Source organism: Variovorax sp. TBS-050B, from assembly GCF_029893635.1.
GTDB lineage: Bacteria > Pseudomonadota > Gammaproteobacteria > Burkholderiales > Burkholderiaceae_C > Variovorax.
Genome location: NZ_JARXYR010000002.1, coordinates 2866340 through 2888688, shown reverse-complemented (window position 1 = coordinate 2888688; position 22349 = coordinate 2866340). Strand labels below are relative to the sequence as shown.

Here is a 22349-nt window from a genome sequence, read left to right as displayed (position 1 = left end):
TGGGGTGTTTTTTCGGTTCAGAGCAGCAGTTCGGGCTCGGCCTCGACCAGGCCCTGGTAGAGGCTGTCGAAGGCATGGATCGCCCCTTCGGGGCCGCCGATCTGGGTGTGGGTGTGGCGCGCGGTCGCCTCGTCGATGGGCTGCGGCCTGCCCGCGGCCTCGGCGAGCAGCTGCGTGTGGCAGGCGTTGTCGAGCGCGATGTACCACCAGGCGGCCGCCTCCACCGAAGGCCCGGCGGTCAGGATGCCGTGGTTCTTGAGGATCGCGCCCTTGCGGTCGCCGAGCGCCCGCGCGATGCGCCCGCCCTCGTCGGTGTCGACCACCATGCCGGTGAAGTCGTCGAACAGCGCCACGTCGTCGTGGAACACGCAGGCGTCCTGCGTGATGGTGTCGAGCCCGCGGCCGAGCGCGGACCAGGCCTTGCCGTAGGTCGAATGCGTGTGGGCCGCGGCCACGATCCTCGGGTTGTACTCGTGGATCGCGGCATGGATCGCGAAGGCCGCCTTGTTGAGCGGCCGCTCGCCGATCACCGTCTCGCCGCGCGCATTGACGAGCAGCAGGTCGGACACCTTGATGCGCGAGAAGTGGATGCCCAGCGGGTTGACCCAGAAGTGGTCGACGAGCTCGGGATCGCGCGCGGTGATGTGGCCCGCGAGCCCCTGCGCGAAACCGAAGCGCGCGAACAGGCGGAAGGCGCCGGCGAGGCGCTCCTGCCGGTGGCGGCGCTCGGCCTGCACGGAGCGCGGCGGCACCGGGTCGAACCAGTATTTCTGCTGCGGGTTCGGGTTGAGCTTCAGGGGCGAGGTGTGGCGGTCGATGGAAAGAACGGCGCTCATTGGAAAAGTCCTGTGGGGGTCTTGCTCCTTCCCCCTCCGGGGGAAGGCTGGGATGGGGGCATGCGGCGATGACGGCGGTGCAGGGGTGGATGCGCCGCGCGCCCCCACCCCTGCCCTCCCCCGGAAGGGGAGGGAGCCAGACCGTCAAGCCGCCTTGCGCTGCGAAGCCGCGCGCGCGGCCACGAGTTCGCGCGTGCGCGGGATCAGTTCGCGGCCGTAGTCGATCGCGTCCTCGAGCGGATCGAAGCCGCGGATCAGGAAGGTGGTCACGCCCAGGTCGTGGTAGTCGAGCAGCGCATCCGCCACCTGTTCGGGCGTGCCGACGAGCGCGGTGCTGTTGGAGCGTCCGCCGATCTCCTGCGCGACCGCGGTCCACAGCCGCTTGTCGAGCCGCGTGCCTTTCTCCGCCGCCGCCAGCAGGCGCCGGGCGCCCTCGCTCTGCTGCGGGCCGCCGCGGTTGTAGCCCTGCGCCACGCGCAGGCGCCGGGTCTCGGCCAGGATCGCGTCGGCGCGCGCCCATGCGGCGGCCTCGGTCTGCGCGAGGATCGGCCGGAACGACACCGAGAAGCGCACGCTGCGCCCGTGCTTCGCGGCCTCGGCGCGCACGCGCGTCGTGAGCTCGCGCGCCTGCTCGAGCGACTCGCCCCAGAGCGCGTACACGTCGGCGTACTTGCCGGCCACCGGGATCGCGGCTTCGGAGGCGCCGCCGAAGTACACCGGCACGTGCGGCCGGCCGTTGCGCGTCTGCAGCGGCTTCACTTCCGAGAAGGCGTTCTGGAAGCGGTAGTGCGCGCCCTCGTGGTCGAAGGGCTTCTCGCTCGTCCACACCTTGTGCAGCACCTCCAGGTACTCGTCGGTGCGCGCATAGCGCTGGTCGTGGTCGAGCCAGTCGCCGTCGCGGCGCTGTTCCTCGTCGGAGCCGCCCGAGATGTAGTGCACCGCGAGACGGCCGCCGCTGAAGCGGTCGAGCGAAGCGAACTGCCGCGCCGCCAGCGTGGGCGCCACGAAGCCCGGCCGGTGCGCGAGCATGAAGTGGATGCGCTCGGTGACCGAGGCCGCATAGGCCACGGTGAGCGTGGCGTCCGGGCTCGTCGAATGGTGCGGCACGAGCACGCGGTCGAAGCCGGCCTGCTCGTGCGCCTGCGCGAAGGCGCGCACGTAGTCGCGGTCGATCGCGGGGCCCTGGGGCGCATGGATCTCCGAGACCTTCTGGGCCTGGATCATGCCGATGAATTCAACGTCGTGGTTCTGGCTCATGGTGTCCTCTTGGGGTCTAAAGGCTGGATGGGGTGGATGGTTCAGGCGGCGCCCGGGCGCAGCAGCAGCGGCTCGAAGCGGCGGTCCCAGAGCGGCTTCACGTCGGCCGGGCCGTCGAGCACGCCGATCTTCAGGAAGGTGTCGGCCACGTCCTGGTGGCTGCGGACCACCGCGTCCGTGACGGGGCCGAGGCTGTAGTCGCCGCTGCGGCCGTTGAAGAGTTCGACCAGGTCGCCGACCGGCACGCGCGTCTCGGCCGACTGGGCGCGCGCATAGGCGAGGAAGTTGCCGTTGATCCATGCGAACGAACGCTGCAGCCGCTGCAGCAGGTCGCCGAGCGCCGCACGGCGCGGCGCATCGTCGAGCGTGCGCGGGTTGGCGTAGATCGGGAAGTTGCCCGAGAGATAGCCCACGCCGGTCTTCAGCGTGCGCGCGCCGTGCAGGGTGCGCGCGAGCTGGCCGTTGTAGCCGTAGATCGCCCAGGCATCGAGGTCGCCGCGCGCGAAGGCCGAGAGGCCGTCCGCGGGCGTGAGGCTCACGGCCTGGATGTCGTTGAACGAGAGCCCCGCCTCCGCCAGCTGCTTGGCCAGGTAGTAGTGCGAGGTGGTGGCGCGCACGTAGCCCACGCGCCGGCCCCTGAGGTCGGCGATGCTGCGGATCGGCGCGTCCCGGCGCGCGAGCGTGGTCTGGTTGTTCAGGTCCTCGTGCGTCACGGCCACCAGCCGCACGCTCGACTTCTGGCGCGCCGCGAACACCGGCGGGATCTCGCTGCCCGAGCCGAGGTCGAGCGCATCGCCGTTGATCGCCTCGATGTGCAGCACGCCGTTGTTGAGCTCGCGCCAGTCGATGCGGTAGGGCGTGTCGGCCTGGCCCGAGGCCTGCAGCAGCGGCCGCCAGAGCCCCTTGTAGGTGCCGACGCGCAGCGTCACGCCGGAGAGGTCCGGCGCCCTCGGCGCCGCCAGCGCGGCGGGCCCGGCCCAGGCAGCCGCGGCAGCGCCCGCGGCGGCGGCCTGCAGCAGTCGCCGGCGGCCCAGCGGGAGATCGGTCGTGGTCATGCGTCGCTTTCTTTCTTCTTCGCTTTTCGGCAGAGGAGCGAGACCGTACCGGCTGGCCGCGCGAAAGCGAACGCAGAAAAACGAGTTTGCATATGCGGGATGCGTCGTTTCCCACCCGCCCGCCTGCCGCTACCGTGCAGCCCATGAGTGCCCTACCCTTGCGCCGCCCGTCGGCCGCGGCTTCCGCTTCTTCTTCCGTCTCTTCTGCACCGCCTGCCGTGGACGACGCGCTGCTCGCGCGGCTTTCGGCGCAGTTCGCCAGCACCGCGGCCGACCACGACCGCAGCGGCGCCTTTCCGCATGCCAACTTCGAGCTGCTGCAGGCCCACGGCCTCATCGGGCTGGTCGCGCCCGCGGCCCTGGGCGGCGGCGGCGCCACGCTCGCGACGGCACGCCGCGTGATCGCGGCGGTGGCGCGCGGCGAGCCCGCCACCGCGCTGATCCTCACCATGACCTGGCTGCAGCACCATGCGCTCGGGCGCGGCGACAGCCGCTGGCCGGCGCCGCTGCGCGAGCGCGTGCTGCGCGACGCGGTGGCGCACGGCGCGCTGATCAATTCGCTGCGGGTGGAACCCGTGCTCGGCTCCCCGGCCCGCGGCGGGCTGCCCGCCACCGTGGCGCGGCGCGAGGGCGGCCAGTGGCGGATCAGCGGCCACAAGCTCTACACCACCGGCATCGAAGGCCTCTCGTGGCTCGCGGTCTGGGCGCGCACCGACGAACCCGCGCCGCGCACGGGCATCGTCCTGGTGCCGCGCCGCGCGCCCGGCGTGCGCGTGATCGCGAGCTGGGACCACCTGGGCCTGCGCGCCTCGGGCAGCCATGAGGTGGTGTTCGAGGACGTCGCGGTGCCGCTCGACCATGCGGTGGACCTGCGCGCGCCCGCGGCGTGGGCCGCCGACGCCGGCAGCCAGACCGACATCGACGCGCACGCCGCGCAGCAGGCCTGGATGGTGGTGCTGCTGGGCAGCCTCTACGACGCGGTGGCGCAGGCCGCGCGCGACTGGCTTGTGGATTTCCTGAACCAGCGCGCGCCCGGCAGCCTGGGCGCGCCGCTCGCGAGCCTGCCGCGCGTGCAGGAGCACGTGGGCGAGATCGAGGCGCTGCTGCGCACCAACCGCGTGCTGCTCGACGAGGCCGCGCGCGCGGTCGACGAGGGCCATGCGCCCGCGGCCGCCGACAGCGGACTCGCCAAGTACACTGTGACGAACAACGCCATCCGCGCGGTCGAGATCGCGCTGCAGCTGAGCGGCAACCACGGCCTCGCGCGGCAGAACCCGCTCGAGCGCCACCACCGCGACGTGCTGTGCGGACGCATCCACACGCCGCAGAACGATGCGGTGCTGATCGCCGCGGGCCGGCGCGCACTGAACACGCAAGGAGCCGCCGCATGAGCGATTTGCCGTTCCTCACCTCGCGCCGCCGCTGGCTGCGGCAGGCGGCGGTGCTCCCTGCCCTCGCGGCCGCCGCGCCGCTGCGCGCACTGGCGCAGGCACCTTCCTCCACCGCCGCCACGCTGGTGCTCGGCGACCAGGCCGGCGGCCTGCGCGCGCTCTTCGAGGCCTCGCGCGCGCTCGAGGACGCGCCCTTCGGCTACCGCTGGGCCAACTTCCAGGGCGCGGCGCCGCTGTTCGAGGCGCAGCGCAGCGCGGCCGTCGACACCGCAGTGGCAGGCGACCTGCCGGTGCTCGCCGCGGCCGTCGGCCGGACGCCGCTCAAGATCGTCGCCACGCGCGTCGGCCAGCCCGATGCGCTCGGCATCGTGGTGCAGCCGGAGTCGACGCTGCGGCGCGTGGCCGACCTGCGCGGGCGGACCGTGATCGTCTCGTCGGCGCGCGGCAGCATCTCGCAGTACCAGCTCTACGGCGCGCTCGAAGAGGCCGGCGTGCGGCGCGACGAGGTGACCGTCAAGTTCGTGCTGCCCACCGACGCCGCGGCCGCCTTCGCCTCGAAGCAGATCGAGGCCTGGGCGGTGTTCGACCCCTACTACGCCATCGCGCTGCAGCAGGGCGGCCGCATCCTGCGCGACGGGCGCGGCATCAACACCGCGCTGGGCTTCATCACCGCGAGCGAACCCGCGCTGGCCGATGCCGCCAAGCGCGCGGCGATCGTGCAGTTCCTCGACCGGCTCGCGCGCGCGGGCGAATGGGCGCTCGCGAACCCCGAGGCCTATGCGCGCGCCTACAGCCAGCTCACGCGGCTGCCGATCGAATCGGCCCGCATCATCACGGCGCGCACCGCGGTCACGGCGCGGCCGGTCACCGAGGCCGACATCGCGGCGCTGCAGGCGGTGGCCGACCGCTCGGCGCAGACCGGCATCCTGCCGCTGCGCGTGGACGTGCGCGCGGTCACCGACGCCCGGCTCTGGAGCCGCGCCGCATGATCGCCCCGCTGCGCGAGTTCGTCGGCGCCTTCGGGCGGCTGCTCGACGGCCGGCCCGACGAGGCACGCATCCTGCGCGAGGGCGGTGCGCTGCTTCGCACGCTGGTCGCGCGCGACGACTGGCTGCCCGAGGCCTTCGCAGAGCCCGATCCGGCGCGCTACCAGCAGTTCCTGCTGCATGCGGACAGCACCGAGCGCTTCTCGGTCGTGAGCTTCGTCTGGGGGCCGGGGCAGGCCACGCCGGTGCACGACCACACGGTGTGGGGCTTGATCGGCATGTTGCGCGGCGCGGAATACAGCCAGGCCTATGCGATCGACGATGCCGGCCGCGCGCAGCCGCAGGGCGCGCCGGTGCGGCTCGACCCGGGCCAGGTGGAGGCGGTGTCGCCGACCGTGGGCGACCTGCACCGCGTGCACAACGCGCATGCGGACCGCGCGTCGATCAGCATCCACGTCTACGGCGCGAACATCGGCGCCGTGCGCCGGCATACTTACCCGGCCGAGGGTGGGCGCAAGCCCTTCGTCTCGGGCTATTCCAATACGCTGCTGCCCAACCTCTGGGACCGCTCCGAAGAACTCCGACAGACGCCCGCCGCATGACGACCGCCGACCGCTCCTTTCCCACCGTGTCCTTCGCCGCCGTGCGCGAGCGGCTCCTCGCGCGCGAGGAAACGGCCCTTCTCGACGTGCGCGAGGAAGATCCTTTCGCGCAGGCGCATCCGCTCTGGGCCGCGAACCTGCCGCTGTCGCGCATCGAGATCGAGGCCTGGCGGCGCATTCCGCGGCGCGACACCTTCATCGTGCTCTACGGCGAGCACGCGGGCAGCGACCTCGCACCGCAGGCCGCGCGCACGCTCGCATCGCTGGGCTACACGCAGCTGCATCTGCTCGAGGGCGGCCTCGAAGGCTGGCGCGCCGCGGGCGGCGAACTGTTCCGCGACGTGAACGTGCCGAGCAAGGCCTTCGGCGAACTGGTGGAGCACGAGCGGCACACGCCGTCGCTGTCGGCGCCGGAAGTCAAGGCGCTGCTCGATGCGAAGGCCGACGTGGTGGTGCTCGACGCGCGCCGCTTCGACGAATACCAGACCATGAGCATTCCCTCGGCCACCAGCGTGCCGGGTGCCGAACTGGTGCTGCGCGTGCGCGAACTCGCGCCCGACCCGGCGACGCGCGTCATCGTCAATTGCGCCGGCCGCACGCGCAGCATCATCGGCACGCAGTCGCTCGTGAACGCCGGCATTCCGAACCCGGTGGCGGCACTGCGCAACGGCACCATCGGCTGGAAGCTCGCGGGCCAGACGCTCGACCATGGCGCCGCGCGCCGGGCACCGGCGTCGGTTGCGGAAGAACACCGCGCAAGCGCCCGCGCCGATGCGCGCCGCGTGGCCGACGCGGCCGGCGTGCGCCGCATTGCCTTCGATGCGCTCGCCACGCTCGAAGCGCCCGGGCGCACCGTCTACCGCTTCGACGTGCGCACGCCCGAGGAATACGCGGCCGGCCACCTGCCCGGCTTCGCGAGTGCGCCGGGCGGGCAGCTCGTGCAGGAGACCGACCACCAGGTGCCGGTGCGCGGCGCGCGCATCGTGCTCGCGGACGACGACGGCGTGCGCGCGTCGATGAGCGCCTCGTGGCTCGCGCAGATGGGCTGGGAGGTGCATGTGGTCGACCCGGTGCCGCCGGCCGCCGCATGGCGCGAAACGGGCACGCCGGCGGTCGCCTACCCGCCGGTGGCGCAAGCGGCCGGCGAGATCGCGCCGCTGGAACTGGCCGCGCTGCTGAACAAGAAGGACCCGGGCACAGCGGTGATCGACGTGACCACCAGCGCCAACTACGTCAAGCGCCACATCCCGAGCGCCTGGTACGCCGTCCGCGCCCAATTGGCCGCGGCGATCGACGGCGCCATCCCCCGCGCGCAGCGCTACGTGCTGACCTGCGGCAGCAGCCTGCTCGCGCGCTATGCCGCGGCCGACCTGCGCGCGCTGCTCGATGCGCGCGGCCAGCGCGACGCCGAAGTGCTGGTGCTCGCCGGCGGCAACGCCGCATGGTTCGCGGCCGGCCTCGAGGCCGAGTCGGGCGAGACCCGGCTCGCGACGCCGCGCACCGACCGCTACCGCCGTCCGTACGAAGGCACCGACGCGCCGGCCGAGGCGATGCAGGCCTACCTGGACTGGGAATTCGGGCTCGTCGAGCAGCTGGGGCGCGACGGCACGCATCACTTCAGGGTGGTCTGAGCCGCGCCGCCAGGCGGCCCGCCCGCGAACGCCTCCTGCTCAACCCGCCGGCTCGATGCGCGTCCACCAGGGCATGGGCTGCTCGATGCGTATCGGCAGCGCAGACGCCAGCATCCGCAGCACGCGATCGGTATCGAGGACCGGGAAGCTGCCATAGACCGTGAGATCGCCGAGCCCGTCGGCCAGGCCCAGGTACCCGCTGCGGTAGCGGCGCAGTTCGTGCACCACCTCGCGCAGGGAGATGTTGTCGGCGACGAGCAGGCCCCGGGTCCAGGCTTCGCGCGCGAGGTCGGCCGATCGCTCCGACACGATGCGCTGCGCCCCGAAGCACGCCTGCTCTCCGGCACGCACGGTGCGGGCGGCGCCGCTGTCGGCGGTGCGGATCTCGACGGCACCCTCGAACACGGTACATCGGGTCTCGCGGGCCTCGCGCAGCACATTGAAGCGCGCCCCGAGCGCGCGCATATCGCCGTGCACGCTGCGCAGCAGGAACGGGCGCGAGGGGTCCGGCGAGGTGGCGACGAAGACTTCGCCCGCCACGAGAACGATGCGCCGCGAGCCGGCGTCGACGTTGACCGCGGTGGCGGTGTTGAGCCAGAGGCGGCTGCCGTCGGCGAGTGCGATCTGCGCCTGCTCGCCCGTGGCGGTGCGATGGTCCGCCGACCAGGCGGTGAGCGCGGACGGCAGCCGCTCTTCGCGCCAGGCCAGCGCGCCGAGCAGGCCTGCGCCGGCGAATGCCGCTGCGCCTGCGAGCAGGTTGCGACGCGTGTGCATGCGGGCATTGGCGGCCGTGAGCACGTCGGCCGCCGCGCGGCGGTCGGCGAGTTGCTGCAGCGGGTCGAATCCCTGCCGGATCTCCTCGATGTAGCGCCAGGCGATCCGGTGTTCCTCGGCCGCTTGCAGCCAGGCCAGCCAGGCTTCCTGGTGCCGGGCGCCGTGCCTTCCGTCGCGCAGGCGGGCATACCAGCCGGCCGCCTGCTCGAGCACGGCGGCGGAGGGTTCAGGCCCGGAGGGCAGCCGGGGCGCGACGGCAGGCCTCATGCGCCCTCGGGGCCGAGGCGCAGCTCGCTCGCCGTCTGCCGCGCGCGCAGGCTCAGGCAGCCCAGCATGGCCCGGGCGACATGCTTGCGGACCATGCGGCCGGAGATGCCGAGCTCCGCGCCCACTTCATCGTCGCCCATGCCGCAGACCACGGCCAGCACGAAAGCGCGTGCGGTCCTGGGCGGCAGCGCCTGCAGCATCGCGCAGACCTCCTCCAGCGCCTGCAGCACCATGGACTGGCGCTCGGCGGAGGGGTAGTGCGCCTCGGGCGCGGCGGCCAGCGTATCGAGCCACGCCCGTTCTATCTCCTGGCGGCGCCACAGGTTGATGCACAGGTTGTGCGCGGTCTTGCATAGGTAGGCGCGGGCTTCGGCGCTGCTGTCGAAACGCGGGCGCGAGGGGGCGCCGATCAGGCGCAGGAAGGTGTCGTGCGCGAGATCGGCCGCCCGGGCCTCGCAGCCGAGGCGGCGCCGCAGCCAGCCCTGCAGCCAGCCGTGGTGGTCGCGATAGAGGGCATGGAAGCGCTGCTGGAGCGCAGCGGCGTCGGCTGGCATTGGGGGGATTTCCGGCTTTCGGATCGATGGTGCGCAAACGCGAATTGTTCTCGATACGCGCAGCCTCCTTCGGCTGCCCGGGGACGCATTGTGCCAATTCGTGAAAAAGTTCACACAAAAGCGGTTCCGGGTTTGGGCGCCTCATTGGTTCTAGAGCTTGAGAACTACCCGAGCCTTTCTTCAGGAGATCCATCCATGTCACCTCACCGCTCGACGCATGCGGCCCCGGGCCCGCGTCTGCCCGCCACGCGCCCGCTGGCGCTGGCCGTTCACATTGCGCTGCTCGCCGGCGCCGCAGCCCTCGGCGGCCATGCCCCGGAAGCGCTGGCGCAGCAGGACGCCGCGGCAGCGACCGCCCGCAGCTACGACATCCCGGCCGGCCCCTTGAACCGGGCGCTCACCCGCTTCGCGAGCGAAGCCGGCATCCACCTGGTGGGCGCGGGCGAGGCCGCCGAAGGCAAGACGAGCCCCGGACTGCGGGGCCGCCACACGGTGCAGGACGGCCTGGCGGCCCTGCTCGCCGGCTCCGGGCTGGAGGCATTCCGACTGGCGGACGGAAGCCATGGCCTGCGGCCCGCCGCCCCATCGGCGCCGGCGCCCGCGGCGCTTCTGCCCGCGGTGGTGGTCACCGACGAGCGCATGGGCGGTTCGCTGATGCAGCCCACGCGGCAGGTCTCGGTGATCGAAGGCCAGGAGCTCGACGATCTGCGCGCGAGCTCGCCCAACCTGAGCGCCATGCTGGCCAAGAGCGTCCCGGGGCTGTCCGATTCCAGCCGCACGCTGAGCGACTTCGGCACCACCCTGCGCGGACGCAACGTTCTGGTCCTGGTGGACGGCATCCCGCTGAACACCAACCGGGACAGCTCGCGCAACCTGGTGAACATCGAGCCCAGCCGCATCGAGCGGGTGGAGGTCCTGCGCGGCAGCAACGCCATCTACGGCAGCGGCGCCACGGGCGGCATCATTTCGGTGACGACGCGGCCGGTGGGCGGCGAGCCGGTGGCCAGGACCACGTTCGGGCTCGACGCCTCGCTGTCGCGCTCGAGCGGCGAAGGCGTGGGCGGCCAGGTCCAGCACTATTTCTCGGGACGCAGCGGAATGATCGACTACGAGGTCGACGTGGCGATGCGCCGCCAGGCCGGGTCTTACGACGCCCATGGCGACCGGATCGCCCCCGACGCCAGCCAGGGCGATCTGAGCGACGCCAACACCGCCAGCCTGGGCGGCAAGCTCGGCATCCGGATCGACGCCAACCAGCGCATCCAGTTCGCTGCCAGTTATCTGCGGGCGCACCAGAAGACCGACTATGCGAACGACCCGGCCGTGAACCGCGCGCCGCTGGGCAGCGTGAATGCGCGCGCCATCCACGGGCTGAGGCTCGCCGAGCAGAACCAGGTCGAAAACACCCTGCTGAGCGCCAGCTACGAGCACAAGGACCTCGGGGGCAGCACGGTCTCGGCGATGCTCTACGGCCGGGACGGCTATCTGCGCTTTCCTCCCGCCGACCTGCGCTCCAACAGGAACCGCGGCAACAACATCGACCAGGCGATGCAGAACAACAAGGTGTTCGGCGGACGACTGACCGTGAACACCCCGCTGGGCGCCGGCGAAACCACCCGGTTGACCTGGGGCGCCGACTACCTCCAGGAACGCAGCGACATGCCGGTCGACGTGTTCGACCCTGCGGTCTACGACGCCAGCGGAGGCCGGGTATTCCGCTTCGTGCGGCAGCTGACCTACATGCCGTGGACCACCACGCGCAGCGCCGGGGCGTTCGCGCAACTGCAGCACAAGTTCGACGAACGCTGGTCCGCCGAAGGCGGCCTGCGCTACGAAAAGGCCCAGGCCGGGTTCGACGACTTCCAGCCGCTGTCCCAATCCCGCTTGCGCAACCCGGCCACGGTGCGCGGCGGAAAGATCAGCTACGACGCGCTGCTCTACAACGCGGGCGTGTCCTTCAAGCCGGTCAAGGACCACGAGCTCTACGCCTCGGCCAGCCAGGGCTTCGACCTGCCCGACGTGGGGCTGCAGGTGCGCAATGCAGGCGCCAACTTCGACATCAACTCGTCCGAACTGGAGCCCGTCAAGACCGACAACTACGAGATCGGCTGGCGCGGCGCCTTCGGCGACACGCTGGCGACGCTGGCGCTCTTCCATTCCCGTTCGGACCTCGGCGCCGTCCAGTCCTTCAACAACGGCCTGCGCCTGCTTCGCACGCGCGAACGCATCCACGGGCTCGAAGCGACGATCGACCGCTATGGCGAGCAGTGGTCCAGCGGCGGCACGCTGACGTGGATGCAGGGCCGCGAGACGCCGCAGGACGCGGTGCGGGACCAGCCGATGACGGGCTACCGGATTCCGCCGCTCAAGATCACCGGCTATGTGCAGTACAAGCCCAGCGAGCGCTGGAGCGTGCGTGCGCAGTTCAACTGGTTCGGCGCCAAGGACTATCGCCTGGCGGACGGCAAGACCGAGTTCGCGCGCGCCGACGTGAGGAGCTACTACAGCGTCGACATCGTGGGTCGCTACCACTTCGACAGGAAAAACGTGCTCACGGTCGGCGTGCAGAACCTGTTCAACCGCCACTACCTGCCGCTCTACAGCCAGCTCATGCGCAGCGGCCGGAACGACAGCCGCCTGCCCGCGGCCGGAACGGTGCTCACCGCCAGCTTCACGCACCAGTGGTAGTGCGCGCCTGGCGGCGAAGGCGCCGCGGCGCCTCGTCGGCGCTCAGCTCGGCTCGACGGCCTTGAAGAGCGCCGGCACCTTGCGCTTGGACTTGATGTTGCTCGAGATGCCGCGTGCGGGCGCGGCCTTGGCGGCGGCCTCCCAGGCGGGCGCGGCCTCGCGGTCGCCGGGTTCGTAGGGCTTGTCGAAGAACGGATCGCGCGGTGCCGAAGGCGCGCGGTGCGGACGACCGCCGCCGCGCCGGGCCTCGACCTCGCGGCGCTCGCGCGGCTGGTCGAGCACGTCGCGCGCGTCGCCGGCCTCGCCCTCTTCGCGCCAATGGCGGCGGCCGTCGTTGATGCGGCCGCGCGGGCGGTCTTCCTCGAACTCCATCGGCTCGAGCTCGATCTTCTTCTTGATCAGCTTCTCGATGTCGGCCACGAGGCGCGCATCGTTGCCGCCGCTCGCGAAGCTCACGGCCAGGCCGGAGGCGCCGGCACGGCCGGTGCGGCCGATGCGGTGCACGTAGTCTTCGGCGTTGAACGGAATGTCGAAGTTGAAGACCGCGGGCACGTCCTTGATGTCGAGGCCGCGGGCCGCGACGTCGGTGCACACCAGCAGGTCGACCTCGCCGGCCTTGAAGGCGGCGAGCGACTTCAGGCGCTCGTCCTGGCTCTTGTCGCCGTGCAGCGCCGAGGTGCGCAGGCCGTCGCGCTCGAACGAGCGCGCGAGCCGCGCGCAGCCGAGCTTGCTGTTGACGAACACGAAGGCCTGGGTGATGCCGCGCTGGCGGACGATCTGCTTCAGCGCGCGCCGCTTGTCGTCGTCGCTCACGCTGTAGAAGCGCTGCTCGACGGTGGAGGCGGTTTCGTTCGGGCGCGCCACCTCGATGGTGACGGGGTTCTGCAGGTAGCTGCCCGCGAGCCGCTTGATCTCTGGCGAGAAGGTGGCCGAGAACAGCAGCGTGGTGCGCTGCTTGGGCAGGTAGCTCAGGATGCGCTGCAGGTCGGGCAGGAAGCCGATGTCGAGCATGCGGTCGGCCTCGTCGAGCACCACGTACTCGACCTGGTTGAGCACCGCGTTCTTGGCCTCGATGTGGTCGAGCAGCCGGCCCGGCGTGGCCACCAGCACCTCGACGCCCTTCTTGAGCTCGAGCGTCTGCGGCTTCATGTCGATGCCGCCGAACACCACCGTGCTGCGCAGGTTCGTGTACTTGGCGTACAGCTTGATCTGCTGCGCGACCTGGTCGGCCAGTTCGCGCGTGGGCAGCAGCACGAGCGCGCGCACCGGATGCCGCGCGGGCGAGGTGGAGGCGTTCTCGTGCTTGAGCATGCGTTGCAGCAAGGGCAGCGAAAACGCCGCGGTCTTGCCGGTGCCGGTCTGCGCTGCGCCCATCACGTCCTGGCCCGACAACACGACCGGAATGGCCTGTTCCTGGATCGGCGTCATGGTCTCGTAGCCCATTTCGGCTACGGCGCGCGCCAGCGGTGCTGCCAGCGATAGGTTGGAGAAGGAGCTTGTCATGAAGCCCGCTATTGTCGCATTGCCGCAAAAAATGGCAGTGACCGCGCGATGACAACGTCCGCGCCGCGCTTGTTGCTATTTATTCAATAGCAATATCGCCAGCAATGGCGCCGCTCGGCGCCGTGCCCGGATCAGAGCGTGCGCGCGTTGAAGGTGTCGCAGGCCTTCACGTCGCCGCTCTGGTAGCCGGTGCCGAACCACCGCTGGCGCTGCGCGCTGCTGCCGTGGGTGAAGCTGTCGGGCACCACCGCGCGGCCTGCGGAGCGCTGCAAGGCGTCGTCGCCGATCTTCTGCGCGGCATTCATCGCGGCCTCGATGTCGCCCGGATCGAGCCACTTCTTCGACTCCTGCGAATGGTGCGCCCAGATGCCGGCGAAGCAGTCGGCCTGCAGTTCGACGCGCACGCTCAGCGCGTTGTTCTGGCTCTGGCTCAGGCGCCTTCGCATGCCGTCGACCTTGGCGGTGATGCCGAGCTCGTCCTGCACATGGTGGCCGACCTCGTGCGCGATCACGTAGGCCTGCGCGAACTCGCCGGGCGCGCCGAGCTGGTTCTTGAGCGTGTCGTAGAAGCCGAGGTCGATGTAGACCTTCTTGTCGCCGGGGCAGTAGAACGGGCCCATGGCCGATTCGCCGGTGCCGCAGGCCGTGGGCGTGGCGCCGCGGAACAGCACGAGCCGCGGTGGCTGGTAGGTGCCGCCGTTCTGCCGGAAGATGTCGCTCCAGACCACCTCGGTGTTGCGCAGCACGGTCGAGACGAAGGCCGCCTCGCGGTCGTTCGACGGCGGCCGGGGCGCCGGGCCCTGCTGTTGCTGCTGCACCGGGGCCGGTCCGCCGCCGCTCAGCAGGCTCAGCACGGTGAGCGGGTTGATGCCGAAGATCCAGCCTGCGATCAGCGCGACGGCCACCGTGCCGATGCCGATGCTGCGGCCGCCGATGAAGCCGCCGCCGCCGCCGCCCTCGCCGCGGCGGTCCTCGACGTTGTCGGACTGTTCGTTGCCTTCCCATCTCATCGCGATCTCCTTGCCGGCCCTTGGATGTTTGCCGGATCGTGTCGGGATGGTAATGGGCCTGGACGCCGGGTGCGTAACCGGCGGTCAGTGGACGCGCGGCTCAGGCGGTCAGGTCTTCGGCAGCGTCACGCCGCGCTGGCCCTGGTACTTGCCGCCGCGGTCCTTGTAGCTGGTCTCGCAGACCTCGTCGCTCTCGAAGAACAGCACCTGCGCGCAGCCCTCGCCCGCGTAGATCTTGGCGGGCAGCGGCGTGGTGTTGCTGAACTCGAGCGTCACGTAGCCTTCCCATTCGGGCTCGAAGGGCGTGACGTTGACGATGATGCCGCAGCGCGCATAGGTGCTCTTGCCGAGGCAGATGGTCAGCACGTTGCGCGGAATGCGGAAGTACTCGACCGTGCGCGCGAGCGCGAAGCTGTTGGGCGGGATGATGCAGTAATCGCCGTGCATGTCGACGAAGCTCTTCTCGTCGAAGTTCTTCGGATCGACCACGGTGCTGTGGATGTTCGTGAAGACCTTGAATTCAGGCGCGCAGCGGATGTCGTAGCCGTAGCTCGAGGTGCCGTAGCTGATGATCTTGTGGCCCGAGGCCTCGCGCACCTGGCCGGGCTCGAAGGGCTCGATCATGCCGTGCTGCTCGGCCATGCGCCGGATCCATTTGTCGCTCTTGATGCTCATATGCGGTGCTGCTGCGGAGTACGGGGCGGAATTGTGGCATGGCTGAAATCGGGAGCCGAACGCAGAGGGCGCGAAGATTGCGCGAAGGTCGCAAAAGGAATCCAAGAATTTTGGTTTTCTTCTTCGCGACCTCTGCGAAACCTTCGCGCCCTCTGCGTTCGGCTGCCCGTATTCGACGGCCTATCCAGCCTGCGAAATCACCGTGCGCTCGATCAGCCGGTCGTCCCCGAGCACGATCATCGCGAACAGCAGCTCCTCGAGGTTCTGGGCGCGCGCGGCCTTGCGCGCGAGCAGCGGCGTGGCCTGCTGCGGGTTCAGCACCAGGAAGTCGGCCTCGCAGCCGGGCTGCAGGTTGCCGACCACGCCGTCGAGGCCGAGCGCGCGCGCCGCGCCGCCCGTGTGGCGCCACCAGAGCTCGGAGGGCGCGATGCTGAGGCCGGGCTTGGTCTGCCCCTCGCGGCCCACGTAGTAGGCCGCCATCATCGTGTGGAAGGGGCTGAAGCTGGTGCCGCCGCCCACGTCGCTCGCGAGGCCGTACGGAAAGCCGGTGCGGTCGGCCGCGCCGAAGTCGAAGAAGCCGCTGCCGAGGAACAGGTTGCTGGTCGGGCTCACGGCGGCCGCGGTCTTCGTGTCGCGCAGCAGCGCGCGGTCGGTGTCGTCGAGCCAGATGCAGTGGGCGTACACCGCGCGCTCGCGCATCAGGCCGAAGCCCGCATACACGTCGAGGTAGGAGCGCGACTGCGGATAGAGCTCGCGCACCCAGGCCACCTCGTCGCGGTTCTCGGCGACGTGCGACTGGATCCAGGTGTCGGGGTACTTCGCGGCCAGTTCGCCGGCGCCGCGCATCTGCGCGTCGGTGCTCGCGGGCGCGAAGCGCGGCGTGATCGCATAGCCGAGCCGGTCGACGTCGTGCCACTTGCGGATCAGCGCCTCGGAATCGATCAGGCTCTGCACGGTCTGGTCGCGCACGCCGTCGGGCGAATGGCGGTCCTGCAGCACCTTGCCCGAGATCATGCGCAGGCCACGGCGCCGGGCGCTCGCGAAGAAGGCATCGACCGAGGCCACGTGCGAGGTCGCGAAGGTCAGCGCGGTGGTCACGCCGTTGCGCAGCAGCTCGTCGAAGAACACCTCGGCCACCTCGCCCGAATGCGCCGGATCGGCGAACTTCGCCTCGGCCGGAAAGGTGTAGTTCTCGAGCCAGGGCAGCAGCCCCGGCGCGGGCGAACCGATGATGTCGGTCTGCGGAAAGTGGATGTGCATGTCCACGAAGCCCGGCGCGAGGATGCGCCCGGGCAGCGCCGTAACCTCCGCATCGGCATGGCGCGGCGCCACGGCGGCATGGCTGCCGGCATCGAGCACGCGCTGGCGGCCGGCGGCGTCGGGGCCGACGACCAGCAGGCCGTCCTCGTCGAAAACGGGCTGGCCGGCGGCGTCGAATCGCAGGAGGGAGGCGCGGTAGGCTTTTTTCATCGTGGGTGCGGAGGGTAATCCACCCCCGCTTCGCCGCAATTTCCATGCGCATATGAGTGCTATATGCGCAGCGCACTCGCCGCGGCGCCGCGCCTACGGCGGCAGCGCGCGCGACTGGATGTCGAAAGGCACGCCGGTCGGCACCGGCCCATCGCCGTCCCTGCGCCCGGTGAGCAGCGAATACTTCGATTCGATGTAGTAGACGCGGTCGCCCCGCACGGCGCCGGAGGACGGGTCGTTGAGCCCCGCCACCACCGTCTGCAGGCCGAGCTTCGCGCCTTCGACACGCGCCACGCTGATCTGTCCGCCGTAGGGGCCGTCGCCGAAGGCATTGCTCTCGAACAACACGAGCCGCCCGGGCTTCCAGGCGCGGATCGCGTCCACGTTCTTGAGCTCGCGCGGCGCCTCGACGCGCGTGACCTCACCGGCCTCGCCGTGCGCGCCGAGACCGATGCGCAGCACGTAGGGCGCCGCCGCCACGAGGCTCACGTAGACATCGCGCCCGCCGTCGATGGCGATGCCGTTCAGGCCCTTGTAGGGGCCGGGTCCGGCCAGCGCCTGATCCTCCTTCCATACCGCGAGCGAGGCGGCGCCCGGTGCGAGCTTCAGCACGCGCGGGCGGTGGGAGTCGGTCACGTAGAGATTGCCGCGCGCGTCCTGCGCGAGGTCGTTGCAGTAGCCGCCCTCGGGCATCGCGTAGCTCGCGCGCGGCGCGCCGGTGGCAAGGTCATAGCGCTTGAGGGCGCTCGGCGTCGAAGGCACGGTGGTGAAGCCGATGTTGCCGGAGCAGATCCACAGCGCCCGGCGCTTCGCGTCGACCAGCACGCCCTGCCCGTTCGCGAGCCCGTTGGCACCGGGCTTGACCAGCACCTCGGCTTTCGGCGCCGAGCCCGGCTTCAGCCGCGCGACGGCGCCCTGCCGCCAGCTGCCGACATAGAACGTGCCGTCGGGCCCGATGGCTACGCTTTCCGGATACCAGTCCTCGGGCAGCGCCTGGACCACGGGCGGGGCGGCACCAGCCGCCGTGGCCGCGAGCGCAAGCAGCGCGCCTGCAAGCCGTCCATGCCCGATCCTCATTGCCACACGCGAAAGACGCGCCCCGTCAGCGGACCTTCGACGCTGCGCACGTAGGCGAGCGCCACGCGCGCGGCCGGTACGGTCTCGACCCCCGGAAAGAGCGCGCCATACGCGGCCAACGATTCGGTAAGCAGCGTCGGACTCACCGCGTTGATGCGCTGCCCGCGCGCCAGCTCGATCGCCGCGCCCTTCACGAAGCCCTCGACCGCCGCATTCACTGCGGCCGCATTGGCTCCGCCGCGCACCGGATCGTCGGCCGCGACCCCGGTGGTCAGCGTGATCGAGCCGCCCTCGCGCAGCACATGCTGGCCCAGCAGGGCGAGCCGCACCTGACCCAGCAGCTTGTCCTGCAGGCCGACATCGAAATCCGCCGGCCTCATCCGGGCCAGCGGCCCGAAGAACAGCCCGCCGGCCGTCGAGACGATCGCATCGAGCGGGCCGAGCTCCGCATACAGCGCCTCGACGCTGGCGTCGCTGGTGATGTCGACCCGATGATCGCCGCGCGTGCGCCCCGCGCGAAACACCTCGTGGCCCCGCCCGGCCAGGGCCTGCGCCACCGCACTGCCGACCGCGCCCGTCGCGCCCACAACAAGAACCTTCATGAGAACCTCGCCGAAAGTGAATCAAACAAGCGGCGATTTTTTTGCGAACCAGCCATTTGATAAATTGGCTGCCATTTCGGGCATTCGAAATCAGGAGTTCGCAATATGGACAAGCTGCGCGCCATGGAAGTCTTCGTCGCCACGGTCGACGCAGGCAGCTTCGCAGCAGCCGCCGAGGCGCTGGACCTCTCGGCCGTGATGGTCGGCAAGCACATCCGTGCGCTCGAAGAGCAGTTGGGGGCCCGCCTGCTGGAGCGAACCACGCGCCGCCATGCGCTCACCGAGATCGGCGCCGCCTACCTCGAACGCTGCCGCGACGTGCTGGCCAGCGTGCACACGGCCGACGGCGTGGCCGAATCGCTGCGCGCCATGCCGCAGGGCGTGCTGCGCGTCACCGCGCCCGTGGCCTACGGCGCGCACCGCCTCACGCCGGTGATCGGCGAGTACATCGCCGCCTGTCCGCAGGTGAAGGTGGAGCTGAGCCTCAACGACCGCGTGGTCGATCTGGCCGAGGAAGGCTTCGACTGCGGCATCCGCTCGGGCGCGGCGGTCGACGAACGGCTTATCGCCAGGCCGCTCGCCCTGGCGCGCATGTACGCGGTGGCCAGCCCGGCGTGGGTCGCGCGCCACGGGCAGCCCAGGCATCCGTCCGAACTGGAAGCCTTCCCGCTCCTGGGCTTCGCGGCCTGGGGGCCGAACCATTCATGGCGCTTCACGCGCAACGGCCAGACGGTGCACGTGCCGGTGCGCGGGCCGCTCACCACCAACAACGGCCAGGCGCTGCTGGCCGCAGCCATGGCCGGCCTCGGCGTGATCGTGCAGGCCGACGCGCTGCTGGGCCCGGCCCTCGCATCGGGTCAGGTGGTGCAGTTGCTGCCCGACTGGGAGCTGCCCACGCGGCAGGTGCAAATCGTCCGGCTGCCCGAAGCGCGGCCCAGCGCCAAGCTGCGGACCTTCGTCGACTTCGTGGTCGAGCGACTGGGTTAGCGCGTGACGCGCCCCTGCACCCCTTCGGCCAGCCAGTTCATCTTCAGGATCTGCTCGTCGCTGAGCTGCGCCCCCTTCGCGATCGCGACGCGTCCCTCGTTGTCGCGCACGTCCGCCGCCGTGGCGCGGAACGGCTGCAGCCGGCCGGCGGCGATGTCCTGCTGGCGTGCGAGCACCTCGTCCTGCACCGCCTTGGGCACCTTCGTGCCGAAGTCGCCGACGCGGATCATCCCCTCCTTCACGCCGCCCCAGAGATTGCCGCTCTTCCAGCTGCCGTCGAGCACGGCCTTCGCGCGCTGGGTGTAGTAGCCGCCCCCACTGGTGCGTGACGGCGACGATCTGCGCGTCGGGCGCGATCTTGCGCATGTCGGAGTGGTAGGCCACGGCCATCTTGCCGCGCTCCTGCGCCGCGGCCATCACGGCGGTGGAGCCGGTGTGGAAGGCGACGACGTCGGCGTTCTGGTTGAAGAGCGCCATCGCGGCGTCGCGCTCCTTGGGCGGATCGAACCATTCGTTGAGCCACACCACGATCACCTTGGCGTTCGGGTTGACCGAACGCATGCCGAGCGTGAAGGCGTTGATGCCCTGCAGCACCTCGGGGATCGGAAAGCCCGCCACGTAGCCCGCCGTGTTCGTCTTCGTCATGCGGCCCGCGGCGATGCCCGCGAGATAGCGGCCCTCGTAGTAGCGCGCGTTCGAGGTCGCGACGTTGGGCGCGGTCTTGTAGCCGGTGACCGACTCGAACTTCACTTCCGGAAAGTCGCGCGCCACCTTGAGCGTGGGCTCCATGTAGCCGAAGCTCGGGGTGAAGATGAGCGCGTTGCCCTCGCGCGCGAGGTCGCGGATCACGCGTTCGGCGTCGGCGCCCTCGGGCACGTTCTCGACGAAGCGGGTCTTGACGCGCGCGCCGAGCGCGGCCTCGACGGCCTTGCGGCCCTCTTCGTGCTGGCGCACCCAGCCGGCATCGGTGACCGGCGTGACGTAGACGAAGCCGATCTTCAGCGGCTCTTTGGCTGCCTGCGGTTGCGAAAAGGCGGGAGACAGAAAACAGGCGGCCACCCACGCCAGAACGGCGCGGCCCGCGAGGTTTTTGTACATGGTGTTCCTCTACATGGCCCCGGAAAACAAAAAACCCGCGGCGGCCGGGACGCCCGCTGCGGGTGGCCGATTTTACCGGCGGGTGCTCGACCCTAGCGGTCGAAGGCCGGATCGACCGGCACGCGGTAGCCGTTGACGAGCCGGTTGGTCTCGTTCGCCATGCCGACCACGGCCATCAGCTCGGCGAACATCGCGGGCGTCATGCCGGCCTTCTCGGCGCCCGCATGGTGGCTCGCGATGCAGTAGCCGCAGCCGTTGCTCACGCTGACCGCGAGGTAGATCATTTCCTTCACCACGGGATCGAGCGCGCCCGGCGCCATCACCTCCTTGAGGCTCGTCCAGGTGCGCCGCAGGGTCACGGGGTCGTTCGCGAGGTACTTCCAGAAGTTGTTGACGTCGGGCACGTTGCGCGTGGCCTTGATGTCGTCGAACACGGCGCGGACCTCCGCGCTGGCGTCGGCGTATTCGATCGGCTGGGGTTTCATGGCGTTCTCTCTCCTTGATGAAGACATGGGATGCGGATGCCGCCATTAGAGCCAAAGCAGCGGGACCGCGCAGCGCGCGATGGCCGCCGCCGCGAAACGGCGGGCGCGCCGGCGCGCCCGCGGCGGGACAATTTCATCCACCCATGACGTCCCACACCTCCTCTTCCGCCGCGCCGGGCTTCACGCATTCGGTCCACTGGCGGCGCAACCTCGCGGTCTGCATGTTCGGCTCGTTCACCACCATCGTCGCGATGACGCTGCTGCTGCCCTTCCTGCCGCTCTACGTCGAGCAGCTCGGCGTGAAGGACCATGCGGCCATCGTGCAGTGGTCGGGCGCGGCCTATGGCGCCACCTTCCTCAGCGCGGCGCTGGTGGCGCCGCTCTGGGGCCGGCTCGCCGACCGCTACGGGCGCAAGCCGATGCTGATCCGCGCGAGCCTGGGCATGGCGGTGGCGATGGCGCTGATCGGCGTGGCGGGCAACGTCTGGCAGCTGGTGGGGCTGCGGCTGCTCGCGGGGCTGCTCGGCGGCTATGCATCCGGCTCGATGGTGCTGGTCGCGACGCAGACGCCCAAGGAACGCACGGGCTGGGCGCTCGGCACCATGTCCTCGGCCATCATGGCGGGGAACCTCGTGGGACCGCTGGTCGGCGGCGCGCTGCCGCCGCTGATCGGCATCCGCGCCACCTTCTTCGCGGCGGGCGCGGTCATCTTCGTCGCCTTCCTCGCCACCGCCTTCCTGGTGCGCGAGGAGAAGAAGCCGAAGAGGCCAGGCGCCGCGGCGGCCGAGCCCGAGGCGGGCGGCTGGTCGGCCGTGCCCGACAAGGGGCCGCTGGTCGCGATGCTCTTCACCGGCATGCTGCTGATGCTCGCGAACATGTCGATCGAGCCGATCATCACGGTCTACGTCGCGACGCTGGTGCAAGACCCGGCGCGCGTGACCATGACGGCGGGCGTCGTGATGTCGGCCGCCGCGCTCGGCAGCATCCTCTCGGCCGCGCGCCTGGGCCGGCTGGCCGACCGCGTGGGCCACTGGAACGTGATCGTGGGCTGCCTCGCGGTCTCGGCGCTGCTGCTGATCCCGCAGGCCTTCGTCAGCGCGGGCTGGCAGCTGGTGGCGCTGCGCTTCCTCATGGGGCTGTCGCTCGGCGGGCTGCTGCCGTGCATCGCGAGCGTGATCCGCCACAGCGTGCCCGAGCAGGTGGCGGGCAACATGCTCGGCTACTCGACCTCGGCGCAGTATGCGGGCCAGGTCGCGGGGCCGCTCGTCGGCGGCTTCGTGGGCGGCCACGTCGGCATGCGTGCGGTGTTCATCGGCACCAGCGTGCTGATGGCCGCTGGCGCGGCCTGGAACTGGTTCGCGAAGCGGCGCTAGGTCCGCGTGCGGCCGGCCGGAGGATCCG

At 70.8% G+C, this 22349-nt stretch carries 19 protein-coding genes and 1 pseudogene; 7 read left to right on the top strand and 13 right to left on the bottom strand.

Features of this window, described 5'->3' with window-relative positions:
• Positions 1 to 17: 17 nt before the first annotated feature.
• From M2165_RS16410 to M2165_RS16400, 3 genes are all read right to left on the bottom strand, one after another.
• Entirely contained in the window at positions 18 to 836 is an 819-nt protein-coding gene (locus tag M2165_RS16410; protein WP_280815659.1) for a class II aldolase/adducin family protein, read from the bottom strand.
• Positions 837 to 980: 144 nt separating this feature from the next.
• Positions 981 to 2093 (bottom strand): LLM class flavin-dependent oxidoreductase, encoded by a 1113-nt coding sequence (locus tag M2165_RS16405; protein ID WP_280815658.1) that lies wholly within the window; start codon positions 2091 to 2093, stop codon positions 981 to 983.
• A gap of 41 nt (positions 2094 to 2134) precedes the next feature.
• Complete coding sequence (locus M2165_RS16400) at positions 2135 to 3148, bottom strand: ABC transporter substrate-binding protein (protein ID WP_280815657.1); 1014 nt, start codon at positions 3146 to 3148, stop codon at positions 2135 to 2137.
• Between the two features lie 143 nt (positions 3149 to 3291).
• Between M2165_RS16400 and M2165_RS16395 the strand changes: the two genes are divergently transcribed.
• Genes M2165_RS16395 through M2165_RS16380 form a run of 4 tightly spaced genes read left to right on the top strand, consistent with a single transcriptional unit; the run spans position 3292 to position 7758 of the window.
• Entirely contained in the window at positions 3292 to 4539 is a 1248-nt protein-coding gene (locus tag M2165_RS16395; RefSeq protein ID WP_280815656.1) for an acyl-CoA dehydrogenase family protein, read from the top strand.
• Entirely contained in the window at positions 4536 to 5528 is a 993-nt protein-coding gene (locus M2165_RS16390; RefSeq protein WP_280815655.1) for an ABC transporter substrate-binding protein, read from the top strand. Before M2165_RS16395 ends, M2165_RS16390 begins: the two co-directional genes overlap by 4 nt.
• A complete protein-coding gene (locus M2165_RS16385) occupies positions 5525 to 6127 on the top strand; it encodes a cysteine dioxygenase (RefSeq protein WP_280815654.1) in 603 nt (200 codons plus the stop codon). The genes M2165_RS16390 and M2165_RS16385 overlap by 4 nt, the downstream gene beginning before the upstream one ends.
• Complete coding sequence (locus M2165_RS16380; protein WP_280815653.1) at positions 6124 to 7758, top strand: rhodanese-related sulfurtransferase; 1635 nt, start codon at positions 6124 to 6126, stop codon at positions 7756 to 7758. Before M2165_RS16385 ends, M2165_RS16380 begins: the two co-directional genes overlap by 4 nt.
• 39 nt (positions 7759 to 7797) lie before the next feature.
• Here M2165_RS16380 and M2165_RS16375 read toward each other — a convergent pair whose 3' ends face one another.
• Positions 7798 to 8799 (bottom strand): FecR domain-containing protein, encoded by a 1002-nt coding sequence (locus M2165_RS16375; protein WP_280815652.1) that lies wholly within the window; start codon positions 8797 to 8799, stop codon positions 7798 to 7800.
• Entirely contained in the window at positions 8796 to 9353 is a 558-nt protein-coding gene (locus M2165_RS16370) for a sigma-70 family RNA polymerase sigma factor (RefSeq protein ID WP_280815651.1), read from the bottom strand. Before M2165_RS16370 ends, M2165_RS16375 begins: the two co-directional genes overlap by 4 nt.
• Positions 9354 to 9548: 195 nt before the next feature.
• Here M2165_RS16370 and M2165_RS16365 point away from each other — a divergent pair, with 195 nt between their 5' ends.
• Entirely contained in the window at positions 9549 to 12041 is a 2493-nt protein-coding gene (locus M2165_RS16365) for a TonB-dependent receptor (RefSeq protein WP_280815650.1), read from the top strand.
• A 42-nt stretch (positions 12042 to 12083) separates the two neighbouring features.
• Here M2165_RS16365 and M2165_RS16360 read toward each other — a convergent pair whose 3' ends face one another.
• The 6 genes from M2165_RS16360 to M2165_RS16335 all read right to left on the bottom strand — a co-directional run bounded on the left by M2165_RS16360 (position 12084) and on the right by M2165_RS16335 (position 18378).
• Positions 12084 to 13544 carry a DEAD/DEAH box helicase gene (locus tag M2165_RS16360; protein ID WP_280815649.1) on the bottom strand — a complete coding sequence of 487 codons (1461 nt, stop codon included), beginning with the start codon at positions 13542 to 13544 and terminating at the stop codon, positions 12084 to 12086.
• A gap of 131 nt (positions 13545 to 13675) precedes the next feature.
• Positions 13676 to 14554, bottom strand: coding sequence for a neutral zinc metallopeptidase (locus M2165_RS16355; protein ID WP_280815648.1), 879 nt, complete (start codon positions 14552 to 14554; stop codon positions 13676 to 13678).
• Between the two features lie 108 nt (positions 14555 to 14662).
• Entirely contained in the window at positions 14663 to 15229 is a 567-nt protein-coding gene (dcd, locus tag M2165_RS16350) for a dCTP deaminase (protein WP_019655140.1), read from the bottom strand.
• A 180-nt stretch (positions 15230 to 15409) separates the two neighbouring features.
• Positions 15410 to 16699, bottom strand: a complete 1290-nt coding sequence (gene guaD / locus M2165_RS16345) for a guanine deaminase (protein ID WP_280815647.1) — start codon at positions 16697 to 16699, stop codon at positions 15410 to 15412.
• A 93-nt stretch (positions 16700 to 16792) separates the two neighbouring features.
• A complete protein-coding gene (locus M2165_RS16340; protein WP_280815646.1) occupies positions 16793 to 17776 on the bottom strand; it encodes a hypothetical protein in 984 nt (327 codons plus the stop codon).
• Positions 17773 to 18378: a short chain dehydrogenase gene (locus M2165_RS16335; RefSeq protein WP_280815645.1), complete on the bottom strand. Its 606-nt coding sequence runs from the start codon at positions 18376 to 18378 to the stop codon at positions 17773 to 17775. Before M2165_RS16335 ends, M2165_RS16340 begins: the two co-directional genes overlap by 4 nt.
• Before the next feature lie 105 nt (positions 18379 to 18483).
• On the opposite strand from M2165_RS16335, the gene M2165_RS16330 reads away from it, so the two are divergent.
• Positions 18484 to 19365, top strand: coding sequence for a LysR family transcriptional regulator (locus tag M2165_RS16330; RefSeq protein ID WP_280815644.1), 882 nt, complete (start codon positions 18484 to 18486; stop codon positions 19363 to 19365).
• Here M2165_RS16330 and M2165_RS16325 read toward each other — a convergent pair.
• Both M2165_RS16325 and M2165_RS16320 read right to left on the bottom strand, forming a co-directional pair.
• A pseudogene (locus M2165_RS16325) lies at positions 19362 to 20463 on the bottom strand (BMP family ABC transporter substrate-binding protein). The gene M2165_RS16330 and the pseudogene M2165_RS16325 overlap by 4 nt on opposite strands.
• A 92-nt stretch (positions 20464 to 20555) precedes the next feature.
• Positions 20556 to 20948, bottom strand: coding sequence for a carboxymuconolactone decarboxylase family protein (locus M2165_RS16320; protein ID WP_280815643.1), 393 nt, complete (start codon positions 20946 to 20948; stop codon positions 20556 to 20558).
• 143 nt (positions 20949 to 21091) lie between these two features.
• Between M2165_RS16320 and M2165_RS16315 the strand changes: the two genes are divergently transcribed.
• Entirely contained in the window at positions 21092 to 22321 is a 1230-nt protein-coding gene (locus M2165_RS16315; protein ID WP_280815642.1) for an MFS transporter, read from the top strand.
• Positions 22322 to 22349: the final 28 nt, after the last annotated feature.